We start from the raw sequence: 22,840 nt of genomic DNA on the forward strand, positions 1-22,840 counted from the left end.
GGCGGCGGCCCCCGCGGCCGCGCCGGCCTTGCCCCCGGCCGCGGCGGCACCGGCCGCGGCCGCACCGGCGGCCGCCGCGGTGGCCGCGCTCGCCTTCGCGGCTCCGATGGTCGCGAGGTAGCCGAGCGCGGCGCCACCCAGGACGATCGGGGCGATGATCGCGCGCAGCCCGCCGTTGACGTCGGCCAGCTCCGCGGCCAGCGCCCGGCAGTTGTCGCACTCGTCGAGGTGGCTCTCGACCTGGGCGCGTTCCCGCTTGGACAGCCCGTCGCGGGTCCACGCGCCGAGCCGCTCGGCGCAGGCCCGGCAGCGTTCCTCCTCGTTCTCCTGCAGGTGGACCTGCAGATACGCCTGGCGCAGCCCTTCGCGGGCGCGGTAGGCGAGCGCGGAGACTCCGTTCGCGGTCAGCCCCAGCAGCGGCGCGACCTCGGCCGGGCTCTGCTGCTCGATCTCGGTGTGCCAGAGCACCGCCTGCCAGCGTTCGGGCAGCCGCGCGAACGCCTTGGCGGCCATCGTCCGCTCGAGCCCGGCGACGGCGGTGTCGGAGAAGGGGACGGTGAGCGCCTCGGCCGAGACGCCGGTCATGTCCTCGTTGAGGTCGACCCGCCGTTCCTTGCGGGTGCGGTCGTACGCGGTGTGACGCAGTGCCGTCAGCAGGTACGCCCGGAAGGCTGTGTCCGGCCCCTTACCGCCACGCAGCGTGTCCAGCACCTTCGCGAACGCCTCGGACACGAGGTCGTCGGCTTCCGAGCTCGAACGGGCCAGCTGACGTGCGAGGTTGTGCGCCGCACCGGTGTGTCGTTCGTAAAGCGGCCCGTACGACTCGATCTTCCCGGCGCGAACCTCGGCGATCAGCTCGGCGTCACTCTTTCCGCTGAGATCGGCGGGAACGGTGGACACGGCACTCCTCGGTCGGTTAAGGCCAGGACCTGCCATTACAGGCGGGTCCGCGACGCGAGACAAGTGTGACTGACCCACCCCGGGCCGTCACGTCGTGGTCGGGGTGTTGACTCCGACGGCGGAGCAAAATCACCCACCTCCGGGTGGCGCCGTGGAAAAGCTTCTCAACAAAACTCGCGAGTACGCGTCACGGGGTCCGGTGGGGCACGTCCTCACCGTGAAGCACCGAGCAAGATCGACACGGACCGGACGGAAGGGGCAGGCGGCCAGTGGACGTTCCGGCTACGCGCTCCGGTCCCGGTGGCGCTCCGCTCGCCGACCGCGCCCTGCGCACGCTGCGTGCCCGCTGGCGCACGGCCAGCCTGGCCGCCGGGTGGCGGTTCCCGAGCGACTGGGCGCTGCCCGAGGTCGACGCCGTCTGCGCGGCCGTGATGGCCAAGGGCCGCGTCGAAGCCGCCGAAACCGCACTGGCCGGGCTGGCCCGGGCCCGGGCGGCGGCCGGCGCGGGGCTCGCGGAAACCCTCGCCGACCTGGCCGCGCTGCACGCGGTGCTCGACCACGGCGACGACGGGTTCGTCTCGCCGGACGTCGACGCCACGCCGGCGCGGCTGCTCCGCACCACCGCGCTGGCCTGGGCCGACGTCGCCACCGACCAGCTCGTGCACACCGAGGTCACCGACCCGCTCACCGGCCTGCCCTCGGCCGCCTACCTGCGCACCCGGCTCTACGAGGTCTACCGGGCCGCCGCCGCGCGCGAGCGGCCGGCCGCCGAGGACCACGTGCTGCTGGTCGTTTCGCTCGACCTCACCACGGTCACCGGGTTCCCGCGGCTGACCGGGATGATCCTCGTCGCGGACGCGCTGCGGACGGTGTTCGACAGCGGGCAGAGCGTCGCTTCGCTCGGGCCGTCCGTAGTAGCCGCGCTGGTCCCGAAGGACGAGCGAGTTGCTTCGCACGGCGTCGCGCTGCGAAGGGCGTTGAACGAACGACTTTCCGTCGATGCGCAGCTGGCGGACACCGGCCGGCCCCGGGTGTCCGCGGTGCGCCTGCCCGCCACCCACGAAATGGCGTGCGACCTGCTGGCCCACCTCGCTCGCGTGTAGAACGCGTGAAAAGTCCGGTTCCGCCAGGACCCTTCTGACCCGGACCGGACGGCTCATGATTTCCTGGTGAGGTGACCCGGACCGTATCCACCGACGTCGACGGCGCAGTCGCGGCCAGATCGTCGCACCGCCTGGCCCTGCGGAAGTCACTCGCCCGGCTGTCCGTCCGCCCGCGGTCGATCCTGATCCTCGCGGTGATCCCGCTGGTCGCGATCGGGTACGGCATCTACGGCTGGCAGCACGACTGGGTGCTCGGCGTCGACAGCGCGGTCTACCGGGCCGGTGCGCTCACGCTGCTGCACGGCGACTCCCTCTACGACTCCAACACCCTCGCCCCCGAACCGTGGTGGGCGCTGCTGCCCTTCACCTACCCACCGACGGCCGCGCTGATCTTCGTGCCGCTCGCCGCGTTCCCGACGCAGATCTCCTGGGGCCTGATCACCGGCGTTTCGCTGGCCGCGATGGCGCTGTCGATCCGGATCGCGATCGGCGCGCTGCCCCGCCCGGCCGCCGACGGGCCGCGCTGGTGGGCCTCGCCCGCCCGCTCGACCATCGTGTTCTTCCTGGTCTTCCTCGGCCTCGAGCCGGTGTGGCGGACGATCTTCCTCGGCCAGATCAACCTGATCCTGATGGCCATGATCCTGCTGGACATGCTGGTCATCGGCGCGCGGGGCAGCCGTTGGGGCGGCGTGCTGGTCGGCGTCGCGGCGGCGATCAAGCTCACGCCGCTGGTCTTCCTCGGGCACCTGTTCATCACCGGCCGCCGCAAGGACGCGCTGCGCGGGCTCGCGACGTTCGTCGTCCTCCAGGGCCTGATGTTCCTCATCAACGCCCACGACGCGGCCAAGTACTGGACCATCACGCTGCCGGACACCGGGCGGATCGGGCCGGTGCACTGGGCGGGCAACCAGTCGCTGAACGCGCTGATGAACCGGGCCACCGACCTCGCGCCGTGGGCGTCGAAGGCGGCGATGGGCATCGGCCTGCTGCTCGCGATTCCGGCCCTGTGGCTGCTCATGCGGTTCCACCGCAAGGGCCAGGCGCTGGCCGCGGTGCTGGTCACCGCGTTCTGGACGCTGCTGATCTCGCCGATCTCGTGGACCCACCACTGGGTCTGGGTGGTCCCGCTGATCGTGCTGCTGGTGTCGCGGCTGCCGAAGACCACCCCGGCGACGGCCTGGAAGCGCTGGACCGGGACGTTCCTCGTCGCGTTCGTGTTCTTGAGCTGCGTGCTGCTGATCCTGCCGAACGGCCGCAATGTCGAGCTCCACTGGAAGGTGTGGCAGAACATCCTGGGGGACGCCTACATCCTGATGCCGTTCGTGCTGGCCGCGGCGCTGATCCTGCGCTGGGGCCTGCAGCGGCGGGCCCGGAAGAAGAAGGCCGCGCCGGACGAGCATGTCGACGTCACGACCGGCGTCTGAGGCGCGCACCGGCCGGGTGCTCGGGGGGGTTCTGGCGCTGGCCGTGCTGGCGCTCGGCGTCGTCGTCTGGCTGGCCGGGTGGCACCTCGGTGCGGACAGCGCCGTCTACCGCGCCGGGGCGCTGACGCTGCTGCACGGCGACCCGCTCTACACGCGGGACGTGCTGACGGCTTTGCCGGACTGGGTGCGCTTGCCGTTCACCTACACACCCGCCGCCGCGCCGCTGTTCCTGCCGCTCGCTCTCGTGCCGCCGGGCCTGGTGTGGGGCGTGCTCGCGTTTTTGTCGGTGGTCGCCCTTATGGTCGTGATCACGGTGGTTTCGTCGTCGCCGGGGCACTCATCGCTTCTGGGAAGAAGCCGGTGGGCGCTGCCGGCGGGAACGGCCATCGCTCTGGCGCTGGAACCGGTGTGGAAGACGCTGTTCCTGGGCCAGATCAACTTGATACTGATGGCGTTCGTGGTGCTGGACGTCCTGGTGCTGTCGGCCAGGGGGTCGCGGTGGGCGGGCGTGCTGATCGGCGTGGCGGCGGCGATCAAGCTGACCCCGCTGATCTTCGTGCCGCACCTGTTCTTCACGGGAAGGTGGAAGGACGGGCTGCGGGCCCTGGGCACGTTCGTGGCGCTCGAAGCGGTGATGTTCGCGGTCATCCCGGTCGAGGCGGCGCGGTTCTGGCGGGATTCGGCGACCGACCCGAGCCGGGTCGGGTCGGTGCACTGGATCTTCAACCAGTCGCTCAACGGGCTGGTCAACCGGGCCACCCACCTCGCGCCCTGGTCGCTGGCGGTGGCGGTCGGGGTGGCGGCGGTGCTGGCCGTACCCGCGGTGTGGCTGGTCGTGCGGCTGCACCGGCGCGGGGAAGACGCGGGCGCGTTGCTGGTGACGGCGTTCTACGGGCTGCTGCTGTCGCCGGTGTCGTGGTCGCACCACTGGGTGTGGTGCGTGCCGTTGCTCACGCTGCTGCTGGTGAAGGGGTGGCGCTGGGTCGCGGCGGCGGTCGCGGCGCTGTTCGCCTCGCAGATCGTGATGCTGGTGCCCAACGGCGGCGACACGGAGTTCGGCTGGGGCCCGGGCTGGTCGGTCCTCGGCAACGTCTACGTGCTCGCGGCGGCGGCCGGGATCCTCGGACTGGCGGCGCGTGAGCTACGTCTGGTCCGGCGGTCACCGCAGGTCGTCACCGTTTGACAATCCGGCCGAAAGCAGGCGGAAACGGTCCGGAGCCGACCCGCTCACCGCGCCTTTCCGCCGTGACCGCCGGTCGGATTGGTCAAAAATCGGCGCAGTAGGCTGAGCGCGCTATGGACAAACACACCGGTCTGCCCGTCGTGGGCATGGTGGGCGGCGGCCAGCTGGCCCGGATGACCCACCAGGCGGCGATCTCCCTCGGCCAGTCCTTGCGCGTGCTCGCGGCGGGGGAGAACGAAGCCGCCGGGCTCGTCGCGGGCGACGTCACCCTGGGGCACCACACCGACCTCGAGGCGCTGCGCAAGTTCGCGTCGTCGGTCGACGTGCTCACGTTCGACCACGAGCACGTGCCGGGTGAGCACCTGCTGACGCTGGCGATGGAGGGCTTCCTCATCCGGCCGGCACCGTCGGCGCTGGGCTTCGCGCAGAACAAGCTGGTGATGCGCGAGATGATGGCGGGCCTCGGCGTGCCGGGCCCGGCCTTCGCCGAAGTGTCCTCTGTGGACGACGTGGTGAAGTTCGGCGGCGAGCACGGCTGGCCGGTCGTGCTCAAGGCGTCCAGCGGTGGTTACGACGGCCGTGGCGTCTGGATGCTGGACACCGCGCGGCACGCGCGCGAGACCGTGCCGGAGCTCCTGGAAGCGGGCACGCCGCTGCTGGTCGAGGAGAAGGTGGCGATGCGGCGGGAGCTGGCCGCGCTCGTCGCCCGCTCGCCCTTCGGCCAGGGCGCGGCGTACCCCGTGGTCGAGACGGTGCAGACCGGCGGCATCAACACCGAGGTGCTGGCCCCGGCGCCGGGGCTCGCTCCGGAGCGCGTGCACGAGGCGCAGGACCTCGCGCTGCGGATCGCCTCGACGCTGGACGTCACCGGGCTGCTCGCGGTCGAGCTGTTCGAGACGGACACCGGGCTGCTGGTGAACGAGCTGGCGATGCGCCCGCACAACTCCGGGCACTGGACCATGGACGGCGCGCGCACGTCGCAGTTCGAGCAGCACCTGCGGGCGGTGCTCGACTACCCGCTGGGCCGGACGGACCTGATCGCGCCGGCGTGCGTGATGGCGAACGTGCTGGGCGCGCCGGAGCTGCCCGAGATGGGGCCGGACGAGCGGCTGCACCACCTCTTCGCGCGGTACCCGGAAGTGCGGGTGCACCTCTACGGCAAGCAGGAGCGGCCGGGCCGCAAGCTCGGGCACGTCAACTTCACCGGCGAGCGCATGGACGACCTGCGCAACCGCGCGCTGCTCTCGGCGCACTGGCTGTCCCACGCCGTCTGGCTCGACGGCTACGAAATCCACTAGGAGATCAGGTATGGCGCCGCAGGTGGGCGTGATCATGGGCAGCGACTCGGACTGGCCGACCCTCGATGCGGCCGGTGCGGCGCTGGACGAGTTCGGCGTCGAGTACGAGGTCGGCGTCTACTCGGCGCACCGCACCCCGCAGCGCATGCTGGACTACGCGACGTCGGCGGTGGCCCGCGGCGTCCGCGTGATCATCGCGGGCGCGGGCGGCGCGGCCCACCTGCCGGGCATGGTCGCGTCGGCGACGGTGCTGCCGGTGATCGGCGTCCCGGTCCCGCTCAAGTACCTGGACGGCCTGGACTCGCTGCTGTCGATCGTCCAGATGCCGGCGGGTGTCCCGGTGGCGACGGTGTCGGTGGGCGGCGCGCGCAACGCGGGCCTGCTGGCGGTCCGGATCCTGGCGGCGTCCGACGAAGGCCTGCGCTCGAAGATGGCGGCGTTCCAGCAGGACCTGGAGAAGCTGGTCCTGGACAAGGACGCGGCGCTGCGCGCGAAGACCGGCCACTAGCGGGGTCACCACGGCACGGTCTTGCCCTCGCGGTCGAGGAACTCGAGGCCGGGCTTGCCGAGCTTGGCCAGCAGGACGTCCACGATCAGCGGCACGGTCTCCTCGAGGGTGAACGGCGCCTGGTCGCCGCCGAGGGCGGTGCGGATCCAGCCGGGGGCCATGAGCAGTAGTGCCCGGTCGGCCTGGCGGGCGGCGAAGCCGCGCATCAACATGTTCAGCGCCGCCTTGCTGCCGCGGTAGACCTCGCGCGAGCCGGCCGTGTTGTTCGTGATGCTGCCTTGCCCGGAGGACATCGCGCCGATGAGCCCGTCGGCAGGCACGAGGTGTGCGAGCGCTTCGATGACGCGCATCGGGCTGAGCGCGTTGGTGACCATGACGTCGACGAAGTCGGCCGTCGACACTTCGCCGATCGGGGTCGCCGGGTTGTTCGTGGTGCCGGCGTTGACGAAGAGCAGGTCGAGCCGGCGACCGGCGAGCCGTTCGCGCAGGGGCGGCAGCTGAGCGGGCTCGGTGATGTCGAGGTGCTCGACCTCGACGCGTCCGTCCGACGCGTCCGCCAGGTCGTGCAGGGGTGTCCGGGCGGCCGGGTCGCGGACCGTGCCGATCACGTGCCGGCCGCGGCCGGCGAGTTCGGTGGTGATCGCGTGCCCGAGGCCGCGCGACGCTCCGATGATGAGGGCGGTCTCCATGGGCTGTTCCCTTCGGTCGGTTGCGCTCCGAGTCTGTCCGCCGGTCGCCGACCGCGCCCGTGCGGAAGGCGGTTTTGTAGGATTGCCTCGACGAGAGGAGCGTCGATGGCTGAATCCGGCACCGTGCAGCCCGACGATGTGCGTCTCATCCGCGCGCTCCAGATCGCCCCGCGGGCTTCGTTCGCCTCGATCGCGGCCGCGCTCGGCGTCACCGAGAACGCGGTCGGCCGCCGCTACCGGCGGCTTCGGGCCGAGGGCGTCCTCCGCGTGGCCGGGATCGTCGACCCGGGGGCGCTGGGCCAGAGCAAGTGGCTGGTGCGGCTGCGGTGCCGTCCCGGCAGCGTCGCGGCGATCGCCGACGCCCTCGCGAAGCGCGACGACGTCAGCTGGGTGGGGCTCTGCGCCGGGGGCTCCGAGATCGGGTTCGCGGTGCGGTCGCGGACCCGGGAACAGCGCGACGACCTGCTCGGTCAGCAGCTGCCGCGGACCGCGGCCGTCCTCGACATCCACGCGTCCGCGATGCTCCGCCAGTTCGTCGGCGGCCGCGGTCACTACTGGGCGGCGCTGCGGGGCACCCTGACTCCCGAGCAGGAAGCGATGCTCGGGACCGACGCGTCGCCGTTCACGGAAGCCCCGGTCGTGGCCCGCGAGCCCGTGCAGCTGACCGCGGAGGACGAAAAGCTGCTCGACGTCCTGGCCGCGGACGGCCGCGCCGCCCTGGTCGACCTCGCCGCGGCGGCGGACCTGACGCCCGGCCGCGCCGCACGGCGCCTGGAGACGCTGCTCCGGCTGCGCGTCGTCCACATCGACGTCGAGATCGCGGCCGCGGCACTCGGCTACCACGCCCGGGCGAACCTCTGGCTGCGCGTGCACCCGTCGGCGGTCAAGGACGTCGGGCGCACGCTTGCGCAGAAGCCCGAGATCGCGTTCGCGGCGGCGGTTTCCGGGCCGCACAACCTCCATGCCGTCGCGCACTGCCGCGATCTCGACGAGCTGTTCGAGTTCACTTCGGACCGGATCGGCTCGCTGCCCGGGCTGCAGAGCATGGAGGTCTCCCCGCTGCTCAAGCACGTCAAGCAGGCCGGCACGCTCCTGTCCGGCGACCGGCTAGCCGGGCAGCTCGCCGATCAGCTGCTGCCGTAGCTCCCGCTTGAGCACCTTCCCGGCGGCGGACACCGGGATCTGCTCGACCACGTGGATCTCCCGCAACCGCTTGTAGGGCGTCACCTTCTCGTTGACCGCGGCCATCAGCTCATCGGCGTCCAACGAGCCGCGCGGCACCACGAAGGCGACCGGCAGCTCGCCGGCCTCGGTGTCGGGCCGGCCCACCACGGCCGCCGCCGCGACGCCGGGCATCGTGATCAGCAGCTCCTCCAGCTCGCGCGGGAAGACGTTGTACCCCTTGTACAGCAGCATGTCCTTCTTGCGGTCCACGATGGACAGATAGCCGTCGGCGTCGAGGATGCCGACGTCGCCGGTGTGGAGCCAGCCGTCGACCAGGGCGGCCGCCGTCTCCTCCGGGCGGTTGCGGTAGCCGAGCATGATCTGCGGCCCGCGCAGGCAGACCTCGCCCTTCTCGCCCGCCGGGAGCGGGTCCTCGCCGCCTTCGGCCGGGACGACCTTGACCTCGGTGTCGAAGATCGGCAAGCCGACCGAGCCGACCTTGCGCGTGCCCGAGCGGTACGTCGGGGAGATGACCGCGCCCATGGTCGCTTCGGTGAGGCCGTACCCCTCGGCGACGACCACGCCCGGGAACCGCTCGCGCAGCGCGTTGATCATCGCGTGGTTCATCGGCGCCGCGCCGGAGCCGATCGACCGCACCGACGACAGGTCCGCGGTGTGGAAGGCCGGCGTCGCGAGCAGCGCGGCGAACAACGCGGGCGCGCCGCCGATGCCGGTGATCCGCAGCCGTTCGGCGTCGGCGATGTAGGCGGCGGGGTCGAAGCGCGCGTGGAGCACGGTCGTGGTGCCGGCGAGGACGGCCGCGTTCAGCCCGCCGATGATGCCCATCGCGTGGAACCACGGGGTCAGGTTGATCGCGACGCCGGTGCCGAGCCGGGACGGCCACTCGTCCTCGCTGCCGATCTGGTCGATCGTGACGTCGCCGTGCTCGTCGAGCGCCGGCACCGAGCCGGTGCCCCAGCACGCGTGCTGGAGGGTGTTGACCACGACGTTGCGGTGGGTCAGCCGCACGCCCTTCGACCGGCCGGTGGTGCCGCCGGTGTAGGCGAGGTGCGCGAGGTCCTCGTGGACCGCCGTGCCGGCGTCCGGCCGCTCCTCGGGCTGGCCCGCGTGGAAAGCCTCGAACTCGACGGCGCCCCCGGGCAGGTCGCCGGTGGGGCCGACGACGACGGTGAGCCGCGCCGGGATCCGGTCGGCCACGCTCGCCAGCACCCCGGCGACCGGCCCGAACGTCACGACGGCCGCGGCCTCGCAGTCGGCGAGCTGGAAGGCGAGGTCGGCCGGCGGGAGCAGCGGGTTGGCCGGGCTGAAGGTCGCCCCGGCCAGCAGCGTGCCGTAGTAGGCGATCGGGAAGGCCAGGCAGTTCGGCAGGTGCAGGGCCACGACGTCGCCGCGGCCCACGCCCTGCGCCCGCAGCGCGTGGGCGAAGCGGCAGGCCGCGCGGTAGGTCTCGGCGAAGGTGAGGCTGCGGCCGTCGTGGACGAAGGCGGTCCGGTCACCCCAGCGGGCGGCGCCCGCGGCGATGAGCGAACCGACCGGGGCTTCGGGGTAGTCGAGGGAGACGGGCAAACCGGGCGGCGTCGTCGGCGCGGTGAGCGGCATCACTCGACTGTACGAATCGTGCGGTCAACGACACAAGGACGCGTCTGGTGAACGAGCGCTAACATCGACAGAACCCTCCCGACGTCGTAGAGAAGGTGACCGGAAGTGACCGACGGCCTGTACCAGCTTGCCGAGGAGCACGAGGAGCTGCGGGCCGCGGTCCGGGCTCTGGCCGAGAAGGAGATCGCGCCGTACGCGGCGGAGGTCGACGAGAACGAGCGCTACCCGATCGAGGCGTACAGCGCGCTGGTCAAGTCCGGGTTCAACGCCGTCCACATCGGCGAGGAGTACGACGGCCAGGGCGCGGACGCCGTGGGCGCCTGCATCGTGATCGAAGAGGTCGCGCGGGTCGACGCGTCGGCGTCGCTGATCCCGGCGGTGAACAAGCTCGGTACGCAGCCCATCATCCTGTCCGGTTCGGAGAGCGTGAAGAAGCTGGTGCTGCCCTCGATCGCGTCGGGCGAGGCTTCGGCGTCGTACGCGCTCTCGGAGCGCGAAGCGGGCTCGGACACGGCGTCGATGCGTGCGCGCGCCCGGCTCGACGGTGACCACTGGGTGCTCAACGGCACCAAGTGCTGGATCACCAACGCGGGCGAGTCGTCCTGGTACACGGTGATGGTCGTGACGGACCCGGACGCGGAGAAGAAGGCCAACGGCATCTCGGCGTTCGTCGTGCACAAGGACGACCCGGGCTTCTCGGTGGGCCCGAAGGAGAAGAAGCTCGGCATCAAGGGCTCCCCGACGCGCGAGATCTACTTCGAGAACTGCACGATCCCCGAGGACCGCATCATCGGCGAGCCGGGCACCGGGCTGAAGACGGCCCTGCGCACGCTGGACCACACGCGCCCGACGATCGGCGCGCAGGCGCTGGGCATCGCCCAGGGTGCGCTCGACGCGGCGATCGCGTACGTGAAGGACCGCAAGCAGTTCGGCAAGTCGATCGCGGAGTTCCAGGGCGTCCAGTTCATGCTGGCCGACATGGGCACGAAGATCGAGGCGGCCCGCCACCTGGTGTACGCCTCAGCGGCGGCTTCGGAGCGCGGCGACAAGCGCGCGGGCTTCATGGCATCGGCGGCGAAGACGTACGCGTCCGACATCGCGATGGAGGTGACGACGGACGCGGTCCAGCTGTTCGGCGGCGCCGGCTACACCCGCGACTTCCCGGTGGAGCGCATGATGCGCGACGCGAAGATCACGCAGATCTACGAAGGCACCAACCAGATCCAGAAGGTCGTCATGGCCCGGGCTCTCCTGCGCGGCTGACCCTCCGCTCGACCTCGGCAAAGCCCCCGGCACTCGAAAGTGCCGGGGGCTTTGTCACATCGGTAAGTGCCACTCAGCCGTCTCGTGTCACTCGTAGCAGGTCAAACGGCGGAAGAAAATCACTCACCAGGGGGAGTGTCCGGGCAAGTTACCGCGCGTTAACCCATCGGTGACGCGGATCACCATCGGTTCACAGAGAGGTGAAACGGATGGGCGCAACGACGCGCAGGTGGCTCACGGCGGCCGTCGCTACGGTGGCGGCGCTGGCACTGGGGGCCGGCACCGGGCAAGCGGCCGAAAAGGAACCCACCGGGCCCGTGCAGCCCAACATCCTCACGGCGGCCCTCTACTCGGTCGGCGCCCCCACGATCGCGCCGCCCGGGGCGAACGACTGGAACTGCAAGCCCTCCGACAAGCACCCGAACCCCGTGCTGCTCTCCAACGGGACCACCGCCAACGCCTACGAGAACTGGGCCAACCTCTCCCAGAAGCTCGCCAACGCCGGCTACTGCGTCTTCGCCGGCAACTTCGGCGGGGCGCCCGGGAGCTTCCTGCAGACCGTCGGGCCCGTCGCCGACACCGCGAAAGCGCTTGCCGCCTTCGGGGACAAGATCCTGGCGACGACCGGCGCGAGCAAGCTCGACGTCGTCGGGCATTCGCAGGGCGGGATGAACGTCCGGTACTGGATCAAGTACCTCGGTGGCGCCGGCGAGATCGGCCGGCTCGTCGGGCTGTCGCCGTCCAACCACGGGACCGATCTCTTCGGCCTGCTCAGCACCCTCGAAATGATCCCCGGCGTCCCGGCCGCGCTCGGCACCGTCTGCCAGTCGTGCAACGAGCAGGCCGTCGGCTCGGCCTTCCTCACCGACCTCAACGCCGGCGGCGAGACCGTCGACGGCATCCAGTACACCGTCATCCAGACCCGCTACGACGACGTCGTCACGCCGTACGCCAGCGCTTTCCTGGCCCCGAAGCCGAACGTCAAGAACATCCTGCTGCAGAACGTCTGCGGGCTCGACTTCACCGACCACCTCGGCATCACCTACGACCCCGTCGCCCAGGGGCTGGTGCTCAACGCGCTCGACCCGGCCCACGCCAAGACGCCCCCGTGCGTGCCGGTGCCGCCGGTGATCGGCGGTGAGATCGGCTGATCGCCGGTGCCGTCCGCCGGACGGCCTAGGCCTCGGTGAGCGTCGGGTCCGTGCCGCCGCCCTCGACCGGCAGGAATCGCGTGCCGCCCAGGACGTCGATCAGCGGCTGATCCAGCGTCAGGTGCCCGTCCGGCTCGAGCTCCCACGCCGCCTCGACGACCTCGTCGACGTTCTCCCGGCGTTCGATCCGATGGGCGACGTCCGGGCCGTCGAGGGACCACGTGCCGTCGATCGCCGTCCGCAGCCGCGTGGTGAGACGGCCCGGCGCCGGCGTGTGCCAGTCGAACCGGTGGACGGCGAACGCGGTGCTCCAGCTCGACCAGTACTGCCAGCCGGTGCCGTCCGCGCGGAAACCCAGTTCGGTGTACTCGGTCGAGCCGGGGTACACCTCCGACTCCGACCAGTAGCCGACCAGTCGCGCATCCATGCCGGGATCGTCCCATCACAGTGCGCGATTGCGCCGCATGGCCCAACCGGACGGCGGCCGTGGTGGGTACCCCGAGGGCATGAACCGGACATCAGACGGCGTGAACCGGGCATCGCGAGACGTGCACCGGACCGAGGCCGAAGCCGAAAAAGGCGAGAAGAGCAACACCGCGCAACTGCTCGGCCGGATCGGCATGGCCTGCTACGGCGTCGTGCACCTCGTCATCGCCTACCTGGCCCTGCAGGTCGCTTTCGGCGAAAGCGAGCAGCCCGACCAGAAGGGCGCCCTGCAGCAGATCGGCTCCACGGCGTTCGGCCAGGTCCTGCTCTGGGTGATCGCCATCGGCCTGGTCCTGTTCGGGCTTTGGCAGTTCCTGATGGCCGCCACCGGCTACGAGTGGGTCAGCGGCGGCAAGCGGACGCGCAAGCGGATCGGCGCCGGCGCCCGCGGGGTCGTCGTGATCGTGCTCGGCTTCACCGCGTTCCGGATCGCCACCGGCAGCGGTGGCGGCGGATCGGGCAACCAGAGCCAGCAGGAGTTCACGGCGAAGCTGCTGTCCCTGCCCGCCGGCCCGGCGCTGGTGGTCATCGCCGCGGCCGCGGTGCTCGGGGTCGCGATCGCCGCCGGGATCAAGGGCGCGAAGAAGAAGTTCCTCGAAGACCTGAACACCAGTGAGCTGCCCGGGCGGACCAAGCGCTGGGTCGGCTGGCTGGGCATGACGGGGTACCTCGCCAAGGGTGTCGTCTTCACCGTCGTGGCGATCCTGCTGGCCATCGCGGGGTTCGACTCCGACGCGCACAAGGCCGGCGGGCTGGACGCCGCCCTCAAGACGCTCGCCGCCCAGCCCTTCGGCACCGTGCTGTTGACCATCGTGGCGCTCGGCCTCGCCGCGTTCGGCGTCTACTGCTTCGCCGCGGCCCGGGCACACAAGCGCTAACGCCGGGCCACCTGCGCGAGGTATTCCTTGCGGTCCAACGGGTTCTCGCCGGTCCGCGGCCGGGTCGGCGGCGGCCCGGGGTAGGGCCGGTAGTCCGCGAACTCGCTGAGGAAGACGCCCTCGCCCTGGCTGAGCGCCGGCAGCGCCTGCTCGAACGCGTGGACGTGTTCCGCCGGGATCGTTCCGTGCAGCGTGTACGACGACGGCCCGGCGACCGGTTCACCGGGCACCGCGCGCAGGTCCGCGAGCTTGAGCAGCGCCGCGCTGACGGCGGTCGCCGGGATCTCCAGTTCGAAGCGGTGCACCGGCTCGTGCACCCGCGTGCCGGCCTCCTTCAGCGCCGCCATCAGCACCAGCGGCGTCATCTTGCGGAAGTCGCTCGCGGCGCTGAGCGGGCTGAAAAACGCCGTGTGCGTCAGCGTGACGGCGACGTCCAGCACCTCCCAGCCGTACAGCCCCTGCTCGAGCGTGGCGTCGACCGTCTCCTCGATGGCCTTGTGGAACGCGAGCGGCAGCGAGCCCAGCTCGACCGAAAGACCGAACGTGACACCGGGACCGGGCTCCACCCGCAACCCGACCGTCGCGAAGAAGTACAGCCGCTGCTCCGGATCCAGCTCCTCCACGGCCTCGCCGCGGCCGACCGGTTTCTCGACGTACAGGGTGCGCGTCCGCTCGAACGTGACGTCGATGCCCGCGCCGTCGGCCAGCATCGAGCGCAGCACCTCCTTCTGCACTTCGCCGTAGAGCCGGACCGAGAGGTCGTGACCGTGCCGGCGGACGTCGATCAGCGGGTCCTCCTCGGCCAGCCGGGTCAGGGCGGTGAACAACGCCGGGGCCTCGCCGGGCCGGACCGGGCGGACGACGGTCTCCAGGCTCGGCGGCGCGAAGACGCCGTCGCGCGCGGCGCTGGGAAGGCCCAGCCGGTCGCCGATCCGGACCTCCCGCAGCCCGCGCACCCGGGCGACGTCCCCGGCGAGCGCCACGTCGTCACCGGCGACTTCGATCGCGGAAACGCGGCCGGTGAGTTCGGTTTCGCCGCGGTAGAAGGAAATCCGCTGTCGCACGGCCAGCGAACCGGAGTGCAGCCGGGCGTAGGCGATCTTCTCCCCGGCGCGGCCGCGGTCGATCTTGAACACCGTTGCGGCCAAGGGTCCGTCGCCGGTGCGCTCGGCGGCCGGGAGCAGTTCGGCCATCGCCGTGACCAGGTCCGCGACACCGGCACCGGTGATCGCCGAGCCGGACAGGACCGGGTGCACCTCGGCGCGGGCGACCTGCCGGGCCAGCTCGGCCCGGCAGGCGGCCGCGTCGACCGTGTCGTCCACATAGGACTCCAGAAACGTGTCGTCGCCGTCGGCCAGGAACTCGGCCAGCTCGCCGGGTGACGCGGTCAGCGCGATCGCCCGGGGTGAAAGTTTCGCGCGGATCTCGTCGAGGAGGTCGTGGGCGCCCATCCGGTCGATCTTGTTGACGAAGACCAGCGTGGGGATGGCGAGGCGGCGCAGCGTGCGCATCAGCACGCGGGTCTGGACCTGGACGCCTTCGACCGCGGACACGACGAGCACCGCGCCGTCGAGCACGCGCAGCGCGCGCTCGACCTCGGCGACGAAGTCCGAGTGGCCGGGGGTGTCGATGAGCGTGATCCGGGTGTCGCCGGTCACGAACGAGGCCACCGCCGAGCGGATGGTGATGCCGCGACGGCGTTCGAGCTCGAGGGAGTCGGTCTGGGTGTCACCGCGGTCGACGCTGCCGAGGTGGCTGATGACGCCCGCTTCGAAGAGCAGGCGCTCGGTCAGGCTGGTCTTACCGGCGTCGACGTGGGCCAGGATGCCGATGTTCAGGGTTTTCACGGTCGTGAGGAGTCCTTTGTGATGCGGGTGACAGGCCGGGCGGATCGGTCTGTCGGCGCATCGGGGTCTCCTCACGGTCGGGACGCAGGTCAGGCGAAGGTAGCTCTTGTGCGGGGCGGCGCCAACCGGATTTTCGTTCCTGTCGGTTCCCTGTCGATCACCCTCCGGAGCTTCGACCCGGGGTTGCGGGCCCCTACCTTGGGGCGGGTCAGTTGAAAATTCACCCACCGGGGAGCTGAAACCGGATGTTCGGACGATTCAAGGACGTAGCCCTGTTGCTGGGGAGGATCGGCGTCGCGGTCGTCTTCCTCGCGCACGGCCTCCAGAAGTGGAACAACGGCATCGACGGCACGGCGAAGTTCTTCTCGATGACGGGCATCCCGATGCCCACGGTCGCCGCGGTCTTCGCGATGACCGTCGAAATCCTCGGCTCGATCGCGTTCATCATCGGGTTCCTGATGCCGCTGGTCGGCATCGGGTACGTGGTGATCTCCGTGGGCGCGCTGCTCTCGGTGCACATCGACAACGGCCTGACCGGCCAGGGCGGCTACGAGCTGGTCCTGGTGCTCGCGCTGGCCGGGCTCGCCCTCGGCTTCAACGGCGGCCGGCTTTCGCTCGACCACCTGCTGTGGGGCCGCAAGCGGGCCCGGCGCGACGCCGAGGCCGGCGAGCTGCAGAACGCTTAAGCGGGCAGGTCCGCCGTGGTGCGTTCGGCATCACGGCGGGCTCCCAGCTTCGCCTCGTTCGCGTTGCTCACGTGGACCAGGTGGGCGCCGGCGGCCAGGGGGACGAGCAGGCCGTCGAGGATGCCCTCCGGCCCGCTCCAGTCCCGGGTGGACAGCACGCGGTCGTCCGCGCCGAGGCCGAGTTTCGCCGCGCGGGCGCGGGCTTCGGCCAGTACCTCGTCCACAGTGGACTCGAACAGTGCGGCCGTGTCGCCGGGGATCGCGAAGAGCGGGCTGTACTGGTCGCCCGCCGCGCGGGACTCCGTCAGGTAGTCGAACGCGCCGCCGCCCGGCGGCTCGTCGAGGCCGCGGCCCATCGGGTCGAGCGTCACGACGGCGGTCGCGGCCGCACCGGTCGGCTCCGGGTCGTCCGGCCCGACGAACGCCACCCGCGCGCCGGCCCCTTCGGTCACGACGCGCGCCCCGCACCACCACGCCCCGAGCAGCACGCCCACGGTCTGCCAGTGCGCCGGGAGCTGCACGGCCACGGCGTCGCCCGGTTCGACGTCGAATTCCTCGCTCAGCCAGTTGGCCGTTTTGGCCGCCCAGTTGGCGGTCGTCGCCACGGACAGCTCGACGCGGCTGCCCAGCTGGTCGTCGTAGTGGGTGATCAACGGTTTGGCGGGCGAGGCCAGCAGCGGGCGCAGCAGCTCGTCGGTCAGGCTCATGCGGACAAGGCTAAAGCGCGGACCACGCGCTTCGCCGGTTGACACCACGACTTCCGGCTCAGTACGTTTGCTTTGCAAGCAAATATATCTCGGAAACTGGGGGACAGCCATGTCCATTCTCGTCACCGGGGCCCGCGGACACGTCGGCCGCGCCGTGCTCGACGCGCTCGTCACCGCAGGTCAGGACGTCCGCGCGAGCAGCCGTGACGCCACCACGCTCGACGTGCCCGTCGCCAAGGTCAGCGCCGACCTGGAGGATCCGTCCACACTGGACGCCGCGCTCCACGGCGTCTCGGCGGTGTTCCTGTACACGCGGCCGCAGGGGATCGAGGGTTTCGTGAAGGCGGCCGAAGCGGCCGGCGTCCGGCACGTGGTGCTGCTGTCGTCGGGCGCGACGCTCGAGCCCCGGTCCGCGCAGAGCCGGATCGCGCGCCTGCACCGGGCGGTGGAGGAGGCGCTGATCGCGGCGCCGTTCGCGGAGACGCTGCTCAACCCGGGCTCGTTCGCGACGAACGCGCTCGGCTGGCGCGAGGACATCGCTTCGGGCGTCGTCCGGACGCCGTACGCGGACTCGCGCGTCGGCGCGATCCACGAGCGGGACATCGGCGACGTCGCGGCGAAGATCCTGGCGTCCGGTTCGCACACCGGGCAGGCGCTGCGGTTGAGCGGGCCGTCGCCGATCAGCTTCCGCGAGCAGGCCGACGTGCTCGCGGACGTGCTCGGAAAGCCGCTGCGCGTGGAGGAGTTGACGCCGGAGCAGGCCGCCGAGCGGATGACCGCGCTGGGCTGGCCGCCGGAGGTCCCGCCGGAGGTCCTTCGGGCGATGGAGCGGACGACGCGGGAGCCGTCGGTGGTGACGGACGTGGTGCGCGAGGTGACCGGGAACGCGCCGCGCACCTTCCGCCAGTGGGCCGAGGAGCATCGCGCCGACTTCGCCTGAGCTCCGTCAGTTGACGCAGGGGACTCCGTCGGACGCTCGGAGCAGCGGTGCCGCGGCGGGGGCGGCACCGCTGCCCGAGCCGCCGCCGGCGGGGGCCCCGCCGGGCGCCTTCGCCGCCGCCGGCGCGGGACGTCCGGCCAGGCCCGCCACGAACTCGCGGACCGCGTTCGGGTCGATCTCCACGATGCTCTGGCCGTCCTCGCTGCGGCCGTTGGCCGTGATCACCGGGATCGTCGCGAACGCGAGGTCGCCCGACGCGAGGCCCTTCGCCTGCTGCGCGAACTGCAGCAGGTCGAGCCCCGGATCCAGGGTCAGCGACCGGTGCACCGCGTCCATCAGGTCGTTCAGCGTGCCCGGGCTGGTCAGCGTGCCCGCCGAGAGCACCTGGTGCAGCGCCGAGGACAGGAACGCCTGCTGCCGCACGATCCGGTCGAGGTCACCGCGCGGGAGGTTCTTGCGCTGGCGGACGAACGACAGCGCTTCGCCGCCGGACACCGTCTGCTCGCCGCGACGGAAGCTCGCGCCCGAGTCCTTGTCCTCGGTCGAGTGGTTCAGGCACACCTTCACGCCGCCGAGCGCCTCGGTGAGCAGGTAGAAGCCCAGCAGGTTGATCTCGGCGTAGTGGTCGATCCGCACCCGCGTGAGGTCCTGCACCGCCTGCACCAGCACCCGGCGGCCCTCGGTGTCGGAGTCGCGCTCGATCTTCGCCTGGTCACGCTCGCCCTGCGCGCGCAGGCCCTGCGCGAAGTGCGCCTTCGCGATGCCGTACGCCGAGTTGATCTTCGCCTTGCCGCGGCCCGGGACGTCGGTCCACGTGTCCCGCGGCACCGACACCGCCGACGGCTTCGAGCCGTTCTTCGGCACCCGCAGCAGCATCACGGTGTCGGTGTTCACCGCGCCGCTGTTCGCTTCGGTCCGCAGCTCCTTCAGGACGCGCAGCGGGAGCTGGTTGCCCTGCGCGTCCGTCCGCGCGTCGCTGCCGACGAGCAGGATGTCGTCGGCGCCGTCGTCCGCGGGCGGCGGCGCGGGCTCCCCGGCGCGCGGGGTGAGCGCGTCGGTCGTCGGGACGGTGCTCTGCAGCTGGTCCTTGGTGACGTAGGCGTAGCCGCTGACGCCGAGCGCGAGCACCGAGACGAGCCCGACCGCGATCCGGCGGGTGACCCGCCCGGCCCACCGCACCCGCGACGGCGCCCCGGCCACCGGAGCGGCAGCCGCTTCCCGCGGGAACGGCGACGGCTTCCACTCGGGATCGTCGCGCTCCGTCACCGCCTCCGCGGCCGGCTCCGGCTGTTCCTGCTCGTCTTCCATCCTGGCTTACCTCCCCCGACCACCCTGCGTACCGAAGTCTAGTTGACGCAGGGAACGTCGCCCGCGGTGATCGGCGGCGCGGCGGGGGTGACGGACACCGGGGTCGACGGTGTCTTCGGAGCCGACGTCGCCGGCGCGCCGCCCGGGCCGGCGGCCGAGCTGCGGAAGTCCTTGCCCAGCAGCACCCGCACGTGCCCGGCGGTGACGTCCCGGTCCGGCTCGGTCTGGGCGCTGGTGCCCAGCGCCTGCTTGACCAGCTCCAGCGCGGCGCTGTCGGCCGGGTTGTACCGGACGACGGTGGTGTTGCGGATGCTCAGCTTCTGGTCGGCGGCGACCGTGAAGCCCTTTCCCTGGAGCATCGTGTGCGTCTGGCCGGCCAGCCCCGCCGCGCCCGAGCCGTCGAACAGCTCGACCGTTACGGCCTTCGCGCCCGGCACCTGGGCCGGCGTCGGCCCCGCCGGAGCGTCGCCGTCCGAGGTCAGCCGGGCCACTTCGGCCTGGACGGCGGCCTGGTCGACGCGCAGCACGTCGGCGCCGCCGATCACCGCGTTGCCCTGGGTGGGGATGGTGTGGAACTCGATGTTGCCGCCGGTCAGGCCGCGCATCTGCGCGGCGAACTCGGTCAGGTCCCAGCCCTGCGACAGCACCACGGACTTCTTGACCGCGGCCACCAGGTCGGCGATCTTGCCCGGGCTGGTCAGCACGTCGCTCGAGATCACCTTGCGGGCCAGCCCGGACAGGAACGCCTGCTGGCGGGCGATCCGGTCGAGGTCGTAGTTGGGCAGGCCGTAGCGCTGGCGCACGAACGCGAGCGCCTGCACGCCCTCGATCGTCTGGCGTCCGCCCGGCAGGTCCACGCCGGACTTCACTTCCTTGACCGGTCCGTTGAGACAGACCTCGACGCCGCCGATCGACTTGGTGATCTCGTAGAAGCTCGCCAGGTTGACCTCGGCGTAGCGATCGATCATGCCCGGCTTGCCGATGAACTTCTCGATCGTGGCGATCAGGTTCTTCCGCCCGGCGACCTTCGCCTGCGCGTCGGCCTCCTTGAGGTCGGTCATGCCCTGGCGCTGCAACGTTTTGTAAGTGTCCGTGTACGCGTAGACGAACGCGCTGTTGAGCTTGTGCTTGCCGTAACCGCCGGCCAGCTCCACCCAGGAGTCGCGGGGGAACGAAACCGCGATCGCGTGCTTCCCGTTCTGGGGGATGTGCACGAGGATCATCGTGTCGGTGTTGAGCTCGCCGTCGGAGACGCCGGCGTGCAGCATGTCCAGCACCTCGCGGGGCAGCGGGTTGCCCTGCGCGTCGGTGCGGCTGTCCTGGCCGACCAGGAGGATGTCGATCGCGCCGTCGAGCGGCTTCGCGTGCGCCTCGGTGTCGGCGAAGACGTTCGTGGTGGTCAGGCCGGTGTTCGGGTCGCCGATGAAGTGCCAGCCGTACCAGGTCAGGGCCAGGATCGCGACGGACAGCAACGACACGACGACCTTGCCGCCACGGCGTGCGAAGATCGCGACGCCGTGGGTGCGGCTCGCCGGGACGGGCGGCGCAGGCCATTCGGTCACGCGCTTCCTCCCCTGTGAAACCCCGTGCTTCCCCCTGGGCACCCCTGTGCCTCCGGCACGACTCTACTGAGGGTGTTGTTGGACCTCCGTAGGCTGGGGGCCGATTGCCCCGGTCGGGGCCGAGGAAAGGCGGGAAGATGCGGGTCCTGGTCACCGGTGGTGCCGGCTTCATCGGGTCGCACTACGTCCGGCAGGTGCTGAGTGGCGCTTACCCGGCGGTGCGCGACGCCGAGGTGGTGGTGCTGGACAAACTCACCTACGCCGGCAACGAGGCCAACCTGGCCCCCGTCGCCGCCGACCCGCGGCTCGAGTTCGTCCGCGGCGACATCTGCGACGCCAGGCAGGTCGCCGACGTCATGCGCGGGATCGACCTGGTCGTGCACTTCGCCGCCGAGTCGCATGTGGACCGCTCGATCCTCGGCGCCGCCGACTTCGTCCTGACGAACGTGCTCGGCACGCAGAACCTGCTGCAGGCGGCGCTGGAAGCGGGCGTCTCGAAGTTCGTCCACGTGTCCACCGACGAGGTCTACGGCTCGATCGAGACGGGATCCTGGACCGAAGACCACGTGCTGGAGCCGAACTCGCCCTATTCGGCGTCGAAGGCGTCCTCCGATCTGGTGGCGCGCTCCTTCTTCCGCACCCACGGGCTGCCGGTGTGCGTCACGCGGTGTTCCAACAACTACGGTCCGTACCAATTCCCCGAGAAGGTCATCCCGCTGTTCGTCACGAACCTCCTCAACGGACGGAAGGTGCCGCTCTACGGCGACGGCCTCAACGTCCGTGACTGGCTGCACGTGGACGACCACTGCCACGGCATCCAGCTGGTCGCCGAGGCGGGGCGGCCCGGCGAGATCTACAACATCGGCGGCGGCACCGAGCTGACGAACCGGTCCCTGACGGAAAAGCTCCTGGCCGCGGTCGGGGCGAGCTGGGACAGTGTCGAACCGGTCGAGGACCGCAAGGGTCACGACCGCCGGTACTCGGTGGACATCACGAAGATCGGTTCGGAGCTGGGGTACGCTCCGCGCGTGTCCTTCGAGGACGGTCTGGCCGCGACAGTGGCTTGGTACACGGACAATCGCGCGTGGTGGGAGCCCCTGGCGGAGCGGGCCGCGCTCAAGAAGTAGAGGATGTGCCTGTGCGGCTGACGGTGCTCGTGCCCGGCGGTTCCGGACAGCTCGGCCGCGACCTGGCCGCGCTGGCTTCTCCCGACGTCGACGTCGTCGCCCCGGGATCGGCCGAACTGGACGTGACGGCGACGGGCCAGGTCCTGGCGGCGGTCGGCGCACTGGCCGACCGGGCCCGCGAAACGGGCTCGGCACCGGTCGTGCTCAACGCGGCGGCGTACACGGCGGTCGACGCGGCGGAGAAGGACGAGGACCGCGCGTTCGCGGTGAACGCCGACGGGCCACGGGTCCTGGCGGCGGCCTGCGCATCCCGGCGGGTCCCGCTGATCCACGTGTCGACGGACTACGTCTTTTCCGGCGACGCTTCTTCGCCGTACGAGCCCGCGGACGAGCTGGGACCGCGTTCGGCGTACGGCCGCACCAAGGCGGCCGGCGAGGACGCGGTGCTCGGGTCGGGGGCTTCGTCCTGGGTGGTGCGGACCGGGTGGCTCTACGGGCGCACGGGGTCGAACTTCGTGAAGACCATGGTGCGGCTGGAGTCTTCCCGGGACACTTTGTCCGTTGTGGACGATCAGATCGGCGGTCCTACTTGGACGGGCGATCTGGCGTCGGGACTCCTCGAGCTGGCTTCCCGCGTGGCCGCCGACGACGGGCCGGAGCGGCGGATCCTGCACTGCACGAACGCGGGTTCGGTGAGCTGGTGCGGGTTCGCCCAGGCGATCTTTTCGCGGTTGGGTGCGGACCCGTCGCGGGTTCGCCCGTGCACGTCGGCGGAGTACCCGCAGGCGGCGACGCGGCCGGCGTACTCGGTGCTGTCACCGGCTTCGTGGCAGGAAGCGTGGCTGACCCCGATGCGGCCGTGGGAAGAGGCGCTGGACGCCTACTTCGCCGCTGCCGAGTAAGCCCAGACCCAAGCGCCCCAATGTGGCCTTCGGTGCGTTCAACGCACCGAAGGGCCCCTTGGGTGCGTTGAACGCAACCAAGGCCACATTGGGG

21 protein-coding genes are annotated in these 22,840 nt (G+C 71.3%); 13 read left to right on the top strand and 8 right to left on the bottom strand.

Translation table 11 applies throughout. The features are described 5' to 3' along the window. Positions 1–900, bottom strand: a 900-nt coding sequence (locus AB0N03_RS50695) for a sigma-70 family RNA polymerase sigma factor (protein ID WP_364388470.1), incomplete at its 3' end; no start/stop codon positions are given. A 269-nt stretch (positions 901–1,169) separates the two neighbouring features. Here AB0N03_RS50695 and AB0N03_RS50700 point away from each other — a divergent pair. From AB0N03_RS50700 to purE, 5 genes are all read left to right on the top strand, one after another. Next, entirely contained in the window at positions 1,170–2,003 is an 834-nt protein-coding gene (locus AB0N03_RS50700; protein WP_364388472.1) for a GGDEF domain-containing protein, read from the top strand. Positions 2,004–2,074: 71 nt separating this feature from the next. Then, a complete protein-coding gene (locus tag AB0N03_RS50705; RefSeq protein WP_364388474.1) occupies positions 2,075–3,427 on the top strand; it encodes a glycosyltransferase 87 family protein in 1,353 nt (450 codons plus the stop codon). After that, the gene (locus tag AB0N03_RS50710) at positions 3,402–4,610 is read left to right on the top strand and encodes a glycosyltransferase 87 family protein (RefSeq protein ID WP_364388476.1); all 1,209 of its coding nucleotides are present in this window, start codon (positions 3,402–3,404) and stop codon (positions 4,608–4,610) included. The genes AB0N03_RS50705 and AB0N03_RS50710 overlap by 26 nt, the downstream gene beginning before the upstream one ends. Before the next feature lie 113 nt (positions 4,611–4,723). Next, positions 4,724–5,908 (top strand): 5-(carboxyamino)imidazole ribonucleotide synthase, encoded by a 1,185-nt coding sequence (locus AB0N03_RS50715; protein ID WP_364388478.1) that lies wholly within the window; start codon positions 4,724–4,726, stop codon positions 5,906–5,908. 10 nt (positions 5,909–5,918) lie between these two features. Further along, positions 5,919–6,416: a 5-(carboxyamino)imidazole ribonucleotide mutase gene (gene purE, locus AB0N03_RS50720; protein ID WP_364388480.1), complete on the top strand. Its 498-nt coding sequence runs from the start codon at positions 5,919–5,921 to the stop codon at positions 6,414–6,416. Positions 6,417–6,421: 5 nt separating this feature from the next. On the opposite strand, the gene AB0N03_RS50725 is transcribed toward purE, so the two are convergent. After that, the gene (locus tag AB0N03_RS50725; protein WP_364388482.1) at positions 6,422–7,105 is read right to left on the bottom strand and encodes an SDR family NAD(P)-dependent oxidoreductase; all 684 of its coding nucleotides are present in this window, start codon (positions 7,103–7,105) and stop codon (positions 6,422–6,424) included. Positions 7,106–7,210: 105 nt separating this feature from the next. On the opposite strand from AB0N03_RS50725, the gene AB0N03_RS50730 reads away from it, so the two are divergent. After that, the gene (locus tag AB0N03_RS50730; protein WP_364388484.1) at positions 7,211–8,248 is read left to right on the top strand and encodes an Lrp/AsnC family transcriptional regulator; all 1,038 of its coding nucleotides are present in this window, start codon (positions 7,211–7,213) and stop codon (positions 8,246–8,248) included. Here AB0N03_RS50730 and AB0N03_RS50735 read toward each other — a convergent pair. Continuing rightward, the gene (locus AB0N03_RS50735) at positions 8,213–9,889 is read right to left on the bottom strand and encodes an AMP-binding protein (protein ID WP_364388487.1); all 1,677 of its coding nucleotides are present in this window, start codon (positions 9,887–9,889) and stop codon (positions 8,213–8,215) included. The genes AB0N03_RS50730 and AB0N03_RS50735 overlap by 36 nt on opposite strands. A 105-nt stretch (positions 9,890–9,994) precedes the next feature. Between AB0N03_RS50735 and AB0N03_RS50740 the strand changes: the two genes are divergently transcribed. Together AB0N03_RS50740 and AB0N03_RS50745 are read left to right on the top strand one after the other, a co-directional pair. Continuing rightward, positions 9,995–11,152: an acyl-CoA dehydrogenase family protein gene (locus tag AB0N03_RS50740; protein ID WP_364388489.1), complete on the top strand. Its 1,158-nt coding sequence runs from the start codon at positions 9,995–9,997 to the stop codon at positions 11,150–11,152. Between the two features lie 209 nt (positions 11,153–11,361). Next, the gene (locus AB0N03_RS50745) at positions 11,362–12,303 is read left to right on the top strand and encodes an alpha/beta fold hydrolase (RefSeq protein WP_364388491.1); all 942 of its coding nucleotides are present in this window, start codon (positions 11,362–11,364) and stop codon (positions 12,301–12,303) included. Between the two features lie 25 nt (positions 12,304–12,328). On the opposite strand, the gene AB0N03_RS50750 is transcribed toward AB0N03_RS50745, so the two are convergent. Next, entirely contained in the window at positions 12,329–12,730 is a 402-nt protein-coding gene (locus AB0N03_RS50750) for a hypothetical protein (RefSeq protein WP_364388493.1), read from the bottom strand. A 121-nt stretch (positions 12,731–12,851) separates the two neighbouring features. On the opposite strand from AB0N03_RS50750, the gene AB0N03_RS50755 reads away from it, so the two are divergent. Further along, complete coding sequence (locus AB0N03_RS50755) at positions 12,852–13,667, top strand: DUF1206 domain-containing protein (RefSeq protein WP_364388512.1); 816 nt, start codon at positions 12,852–12,854, stop codon at positions 13,665–13,667. On the opposite strand, the gene AB0N03_RS50760 is transcribed toward AB0N03_RS50755, so the two are convergent. Further along, entirely contained in the window at positions 13,664–15,514 is a 1,851-nt protein-coding gene (locus AB0N03_RS50760; RefSeq protein ID WP_364388495.1) for a translation factor GTPase family protein, read from the bottom strand. The genes AB0N03_RS50755 and AB0N03_RS50760 overlap by 4 nt on opposite strands. Before the next feature lie 245 nt (positions 15,515–15,759). Here AB0N03_RS50760 and AB0N03_RS50765 point away from each other — a divergent pair, with 245 nt between their 5' ends. Then, entirely contained in the window at positions 15,760–16,200 is a 441-nt protein-coding gene (locus AB0N03_RS50765; protein WP_364388497.1) for a DoxX family protein, read from the top strand. Here the strand turns inward: AB0N03_RS50765 and AB0N03_RS50770 are convergent. Further along, complete coding sequence (locus AB0N03_RS50770) at positions 16,197–16,907, bottom strand: TIGR03089 family protein (protein WP_364388499.1); 711 nt, start codon at positions 16,905–16,907, stop codon at positions 16,197–16,199. The genes AB0N03_RS50765 and AB0N03_RS50770 overlap by 4 nt on opposite strands. A 109-nt stretch (positions 16,908–17,016) precedes the next feature. Between AB0N03_RS50770 and AB0N03_RS50775 the strand changes: the two genes are divergently transcribed. After that, positions 17,017–17,847 carry an NAD(P)H-binding protein gene (locus AB0N03_RS50775; RefSeq protein ID WP_364388501.1) on the top strand — a complete coding sequence of 277 codons (831 nt, stop codon included), beginning with the start codon at positions 17,017–17,019 and terminating at the stop codon, positions 17,845–17,847. 6 nt (positions 17,848–17,853) lie between these two features. On the opposite strand, the gene AB0N03_RS50780 is transcribed toward AB0N03_RS50775, so the two are convergent. Beyond that, the gene (locus AB0N03_RS50780; RefSeq protein WP_364388503.1) at positions 17,854–19,155 is read right to left on the bottom strand and encodes an LCP family protein; all 1,302 of its coding nucleotides are present in this window, start codon (positions 19,153–19,155) and stop codon (positions 17,854–17,856) included. Positions 19,156–19,193: 38 nt separating this feature from the next. After that, a complete protein-coding gene (locus AB0N03_RS50785; RefSeq protein WP_364388505.1) occupies positions 19,194–20,717 on the bottom strand; it encodes an LCP family protein in 1,524 nt (507 codons plus the stop codon). 137 nt (positions 20,718–20,854) lie between these two features. On the opposite strand from AB0N03_RS50785, the gene rfbB reads away from it, so the two are divergent. Together rfbB and rfbD are read left to right on the top strand one after the other, a co-directional pair. Beyond that, positions 20,855–21,844, top strand: a complete 990-nt coding sequence (gene rfbB, locus AB0N03_RS50790; RefSeq protein ID WP_364388507.1) for a dTDP-glucose 4,6-dehydratase — start codon at positions 20,855–20,857, stop codon at positions 21,842–21,844. A gap of 5 nt (positions 21,845–21,849) precedes the next feature. Beyond that, entirely contained in the window at positions 21,850–22,746 is an 897-nt protein-coding gene (gene rfbD, locus AB0N03_RS50795) for a dTDP-4-dehydrorhamnose reductase (RefSeq protein ID WP_364388510.1), read from the top strand. The last annotated feature ends 94 nt before the right edge of the window (positions 22,747–22,840 follow it).

Origin of the sequence: Amycolatopsis sp. NPDC051061 (assembly GCF_040682935.1) — a bacterium.
Classification (GTDB): Bacteria; Actinomycetota; Actinomycetes; order Mycobacteriales; family Pseudonocardiaceae; genus Amycolatopsis.

What these genes read in the sequence shown, in the direction of transcription:
- purE (WP_364388480.1), top strand. Translation starts at nt 5,919, where the DNA reads ATGGCGCCGCAGGTGGGCGTGATCATGGGCAGCGACTCGGACTGGCCG.
- AB0N03_RS50710 (WP_364388476.1), top strand. Translation starts at nt 3,402, where the DNA reads ATGTCGACGTCACGACCGGCGTCTGAGGCGCGCACCGGCCGGGTGCTC.
- AB0N03_RS50770 (WP_364388499.1), bottom strand. Translation starts at nt 16,907, where the DNA reads ATGAGCCTGACCGACGAGCTGCTGCGCCCGCTGCTGGCCTCGCCCGCC.
- AB0N03_RS50735 (WP_364388487.1), bottom strand. Translation starts at nt 9,889, where the DNA reads ATGCCGCTCACCGCGCCGACGACGCCGCCCGGTTTGCCCGTCTCCCTC.
- AB0N03_RS50725 (WP_364388482.1), bottom strand. Translation starts at nt 7,105, where the DNA reads ATGGAGACCGCCCTCATCATCGGAGCGTCGCGCGGCCTCGGGCACGCG.
- AB0N03_RS50765 (WP_364388497.1), top strand. Translation starts at nt 15,760, where the DNA reads ATGTTCGGACGATTCAAGGACGTAGCCCTGTTGCTGGGGAGGATCGGC.
- AB0N03_RS50750 (WP_364388493.1), bottom strand. Translation starts at nt 12,730, where the DNA reads ATGGATGCGCGACTGGTCGGCTACTGGTCGGAGTCGGAGGTGTACCCC.
- rfbB (WP_364388507.1), top strand. Translation starts at nt 20,855, where the DNA reads ATGCGGGTCCTGGTCACCGGTGGTGCCGGCTTCATCGGGTCGCACTAC.
- AB0N03_RS50730 (WP_364388484.1), top strand. Translation starts at nt 7,211, where the DNA reads ATGGCTGAATCCGGCACCGTGCAGCCCGACGATGTGCGTCTCATCCGC.
- AB0N03_RS50780 (WP_364388503.1), bottom strand. Translation starts at nt 19,155, where the DNA reads ATGGAAGACGAGCAGGAACAGCCGGAGCCGGCCGCGGAGGCGGTGACG.
- AB0N03_RS50715 (WP_364388478.1), top strand. Translation starts at nt 4,724, where the DNA reads ATGGACAAACACACCGGTCTGCCCGTCGTGGGCATGGTGGGCGGCGGC.
- AB0N03_RS50745 (WP_364388491.1), top strand. Translation starts at nt 11,362, where the DNA reads ATGGGCGCAACGACGCGCAGGTGGCTCACGGCGGCCGTCGCTACGGTG.
- AB0N03_RS50775 (WP_364388501.1), top strand. Translation starts at nt 17,017, where the DNA reads ATGTCCATTCTCGTCACCGGGGCCCGCGGACACGTCGGCCGCGCCGTG.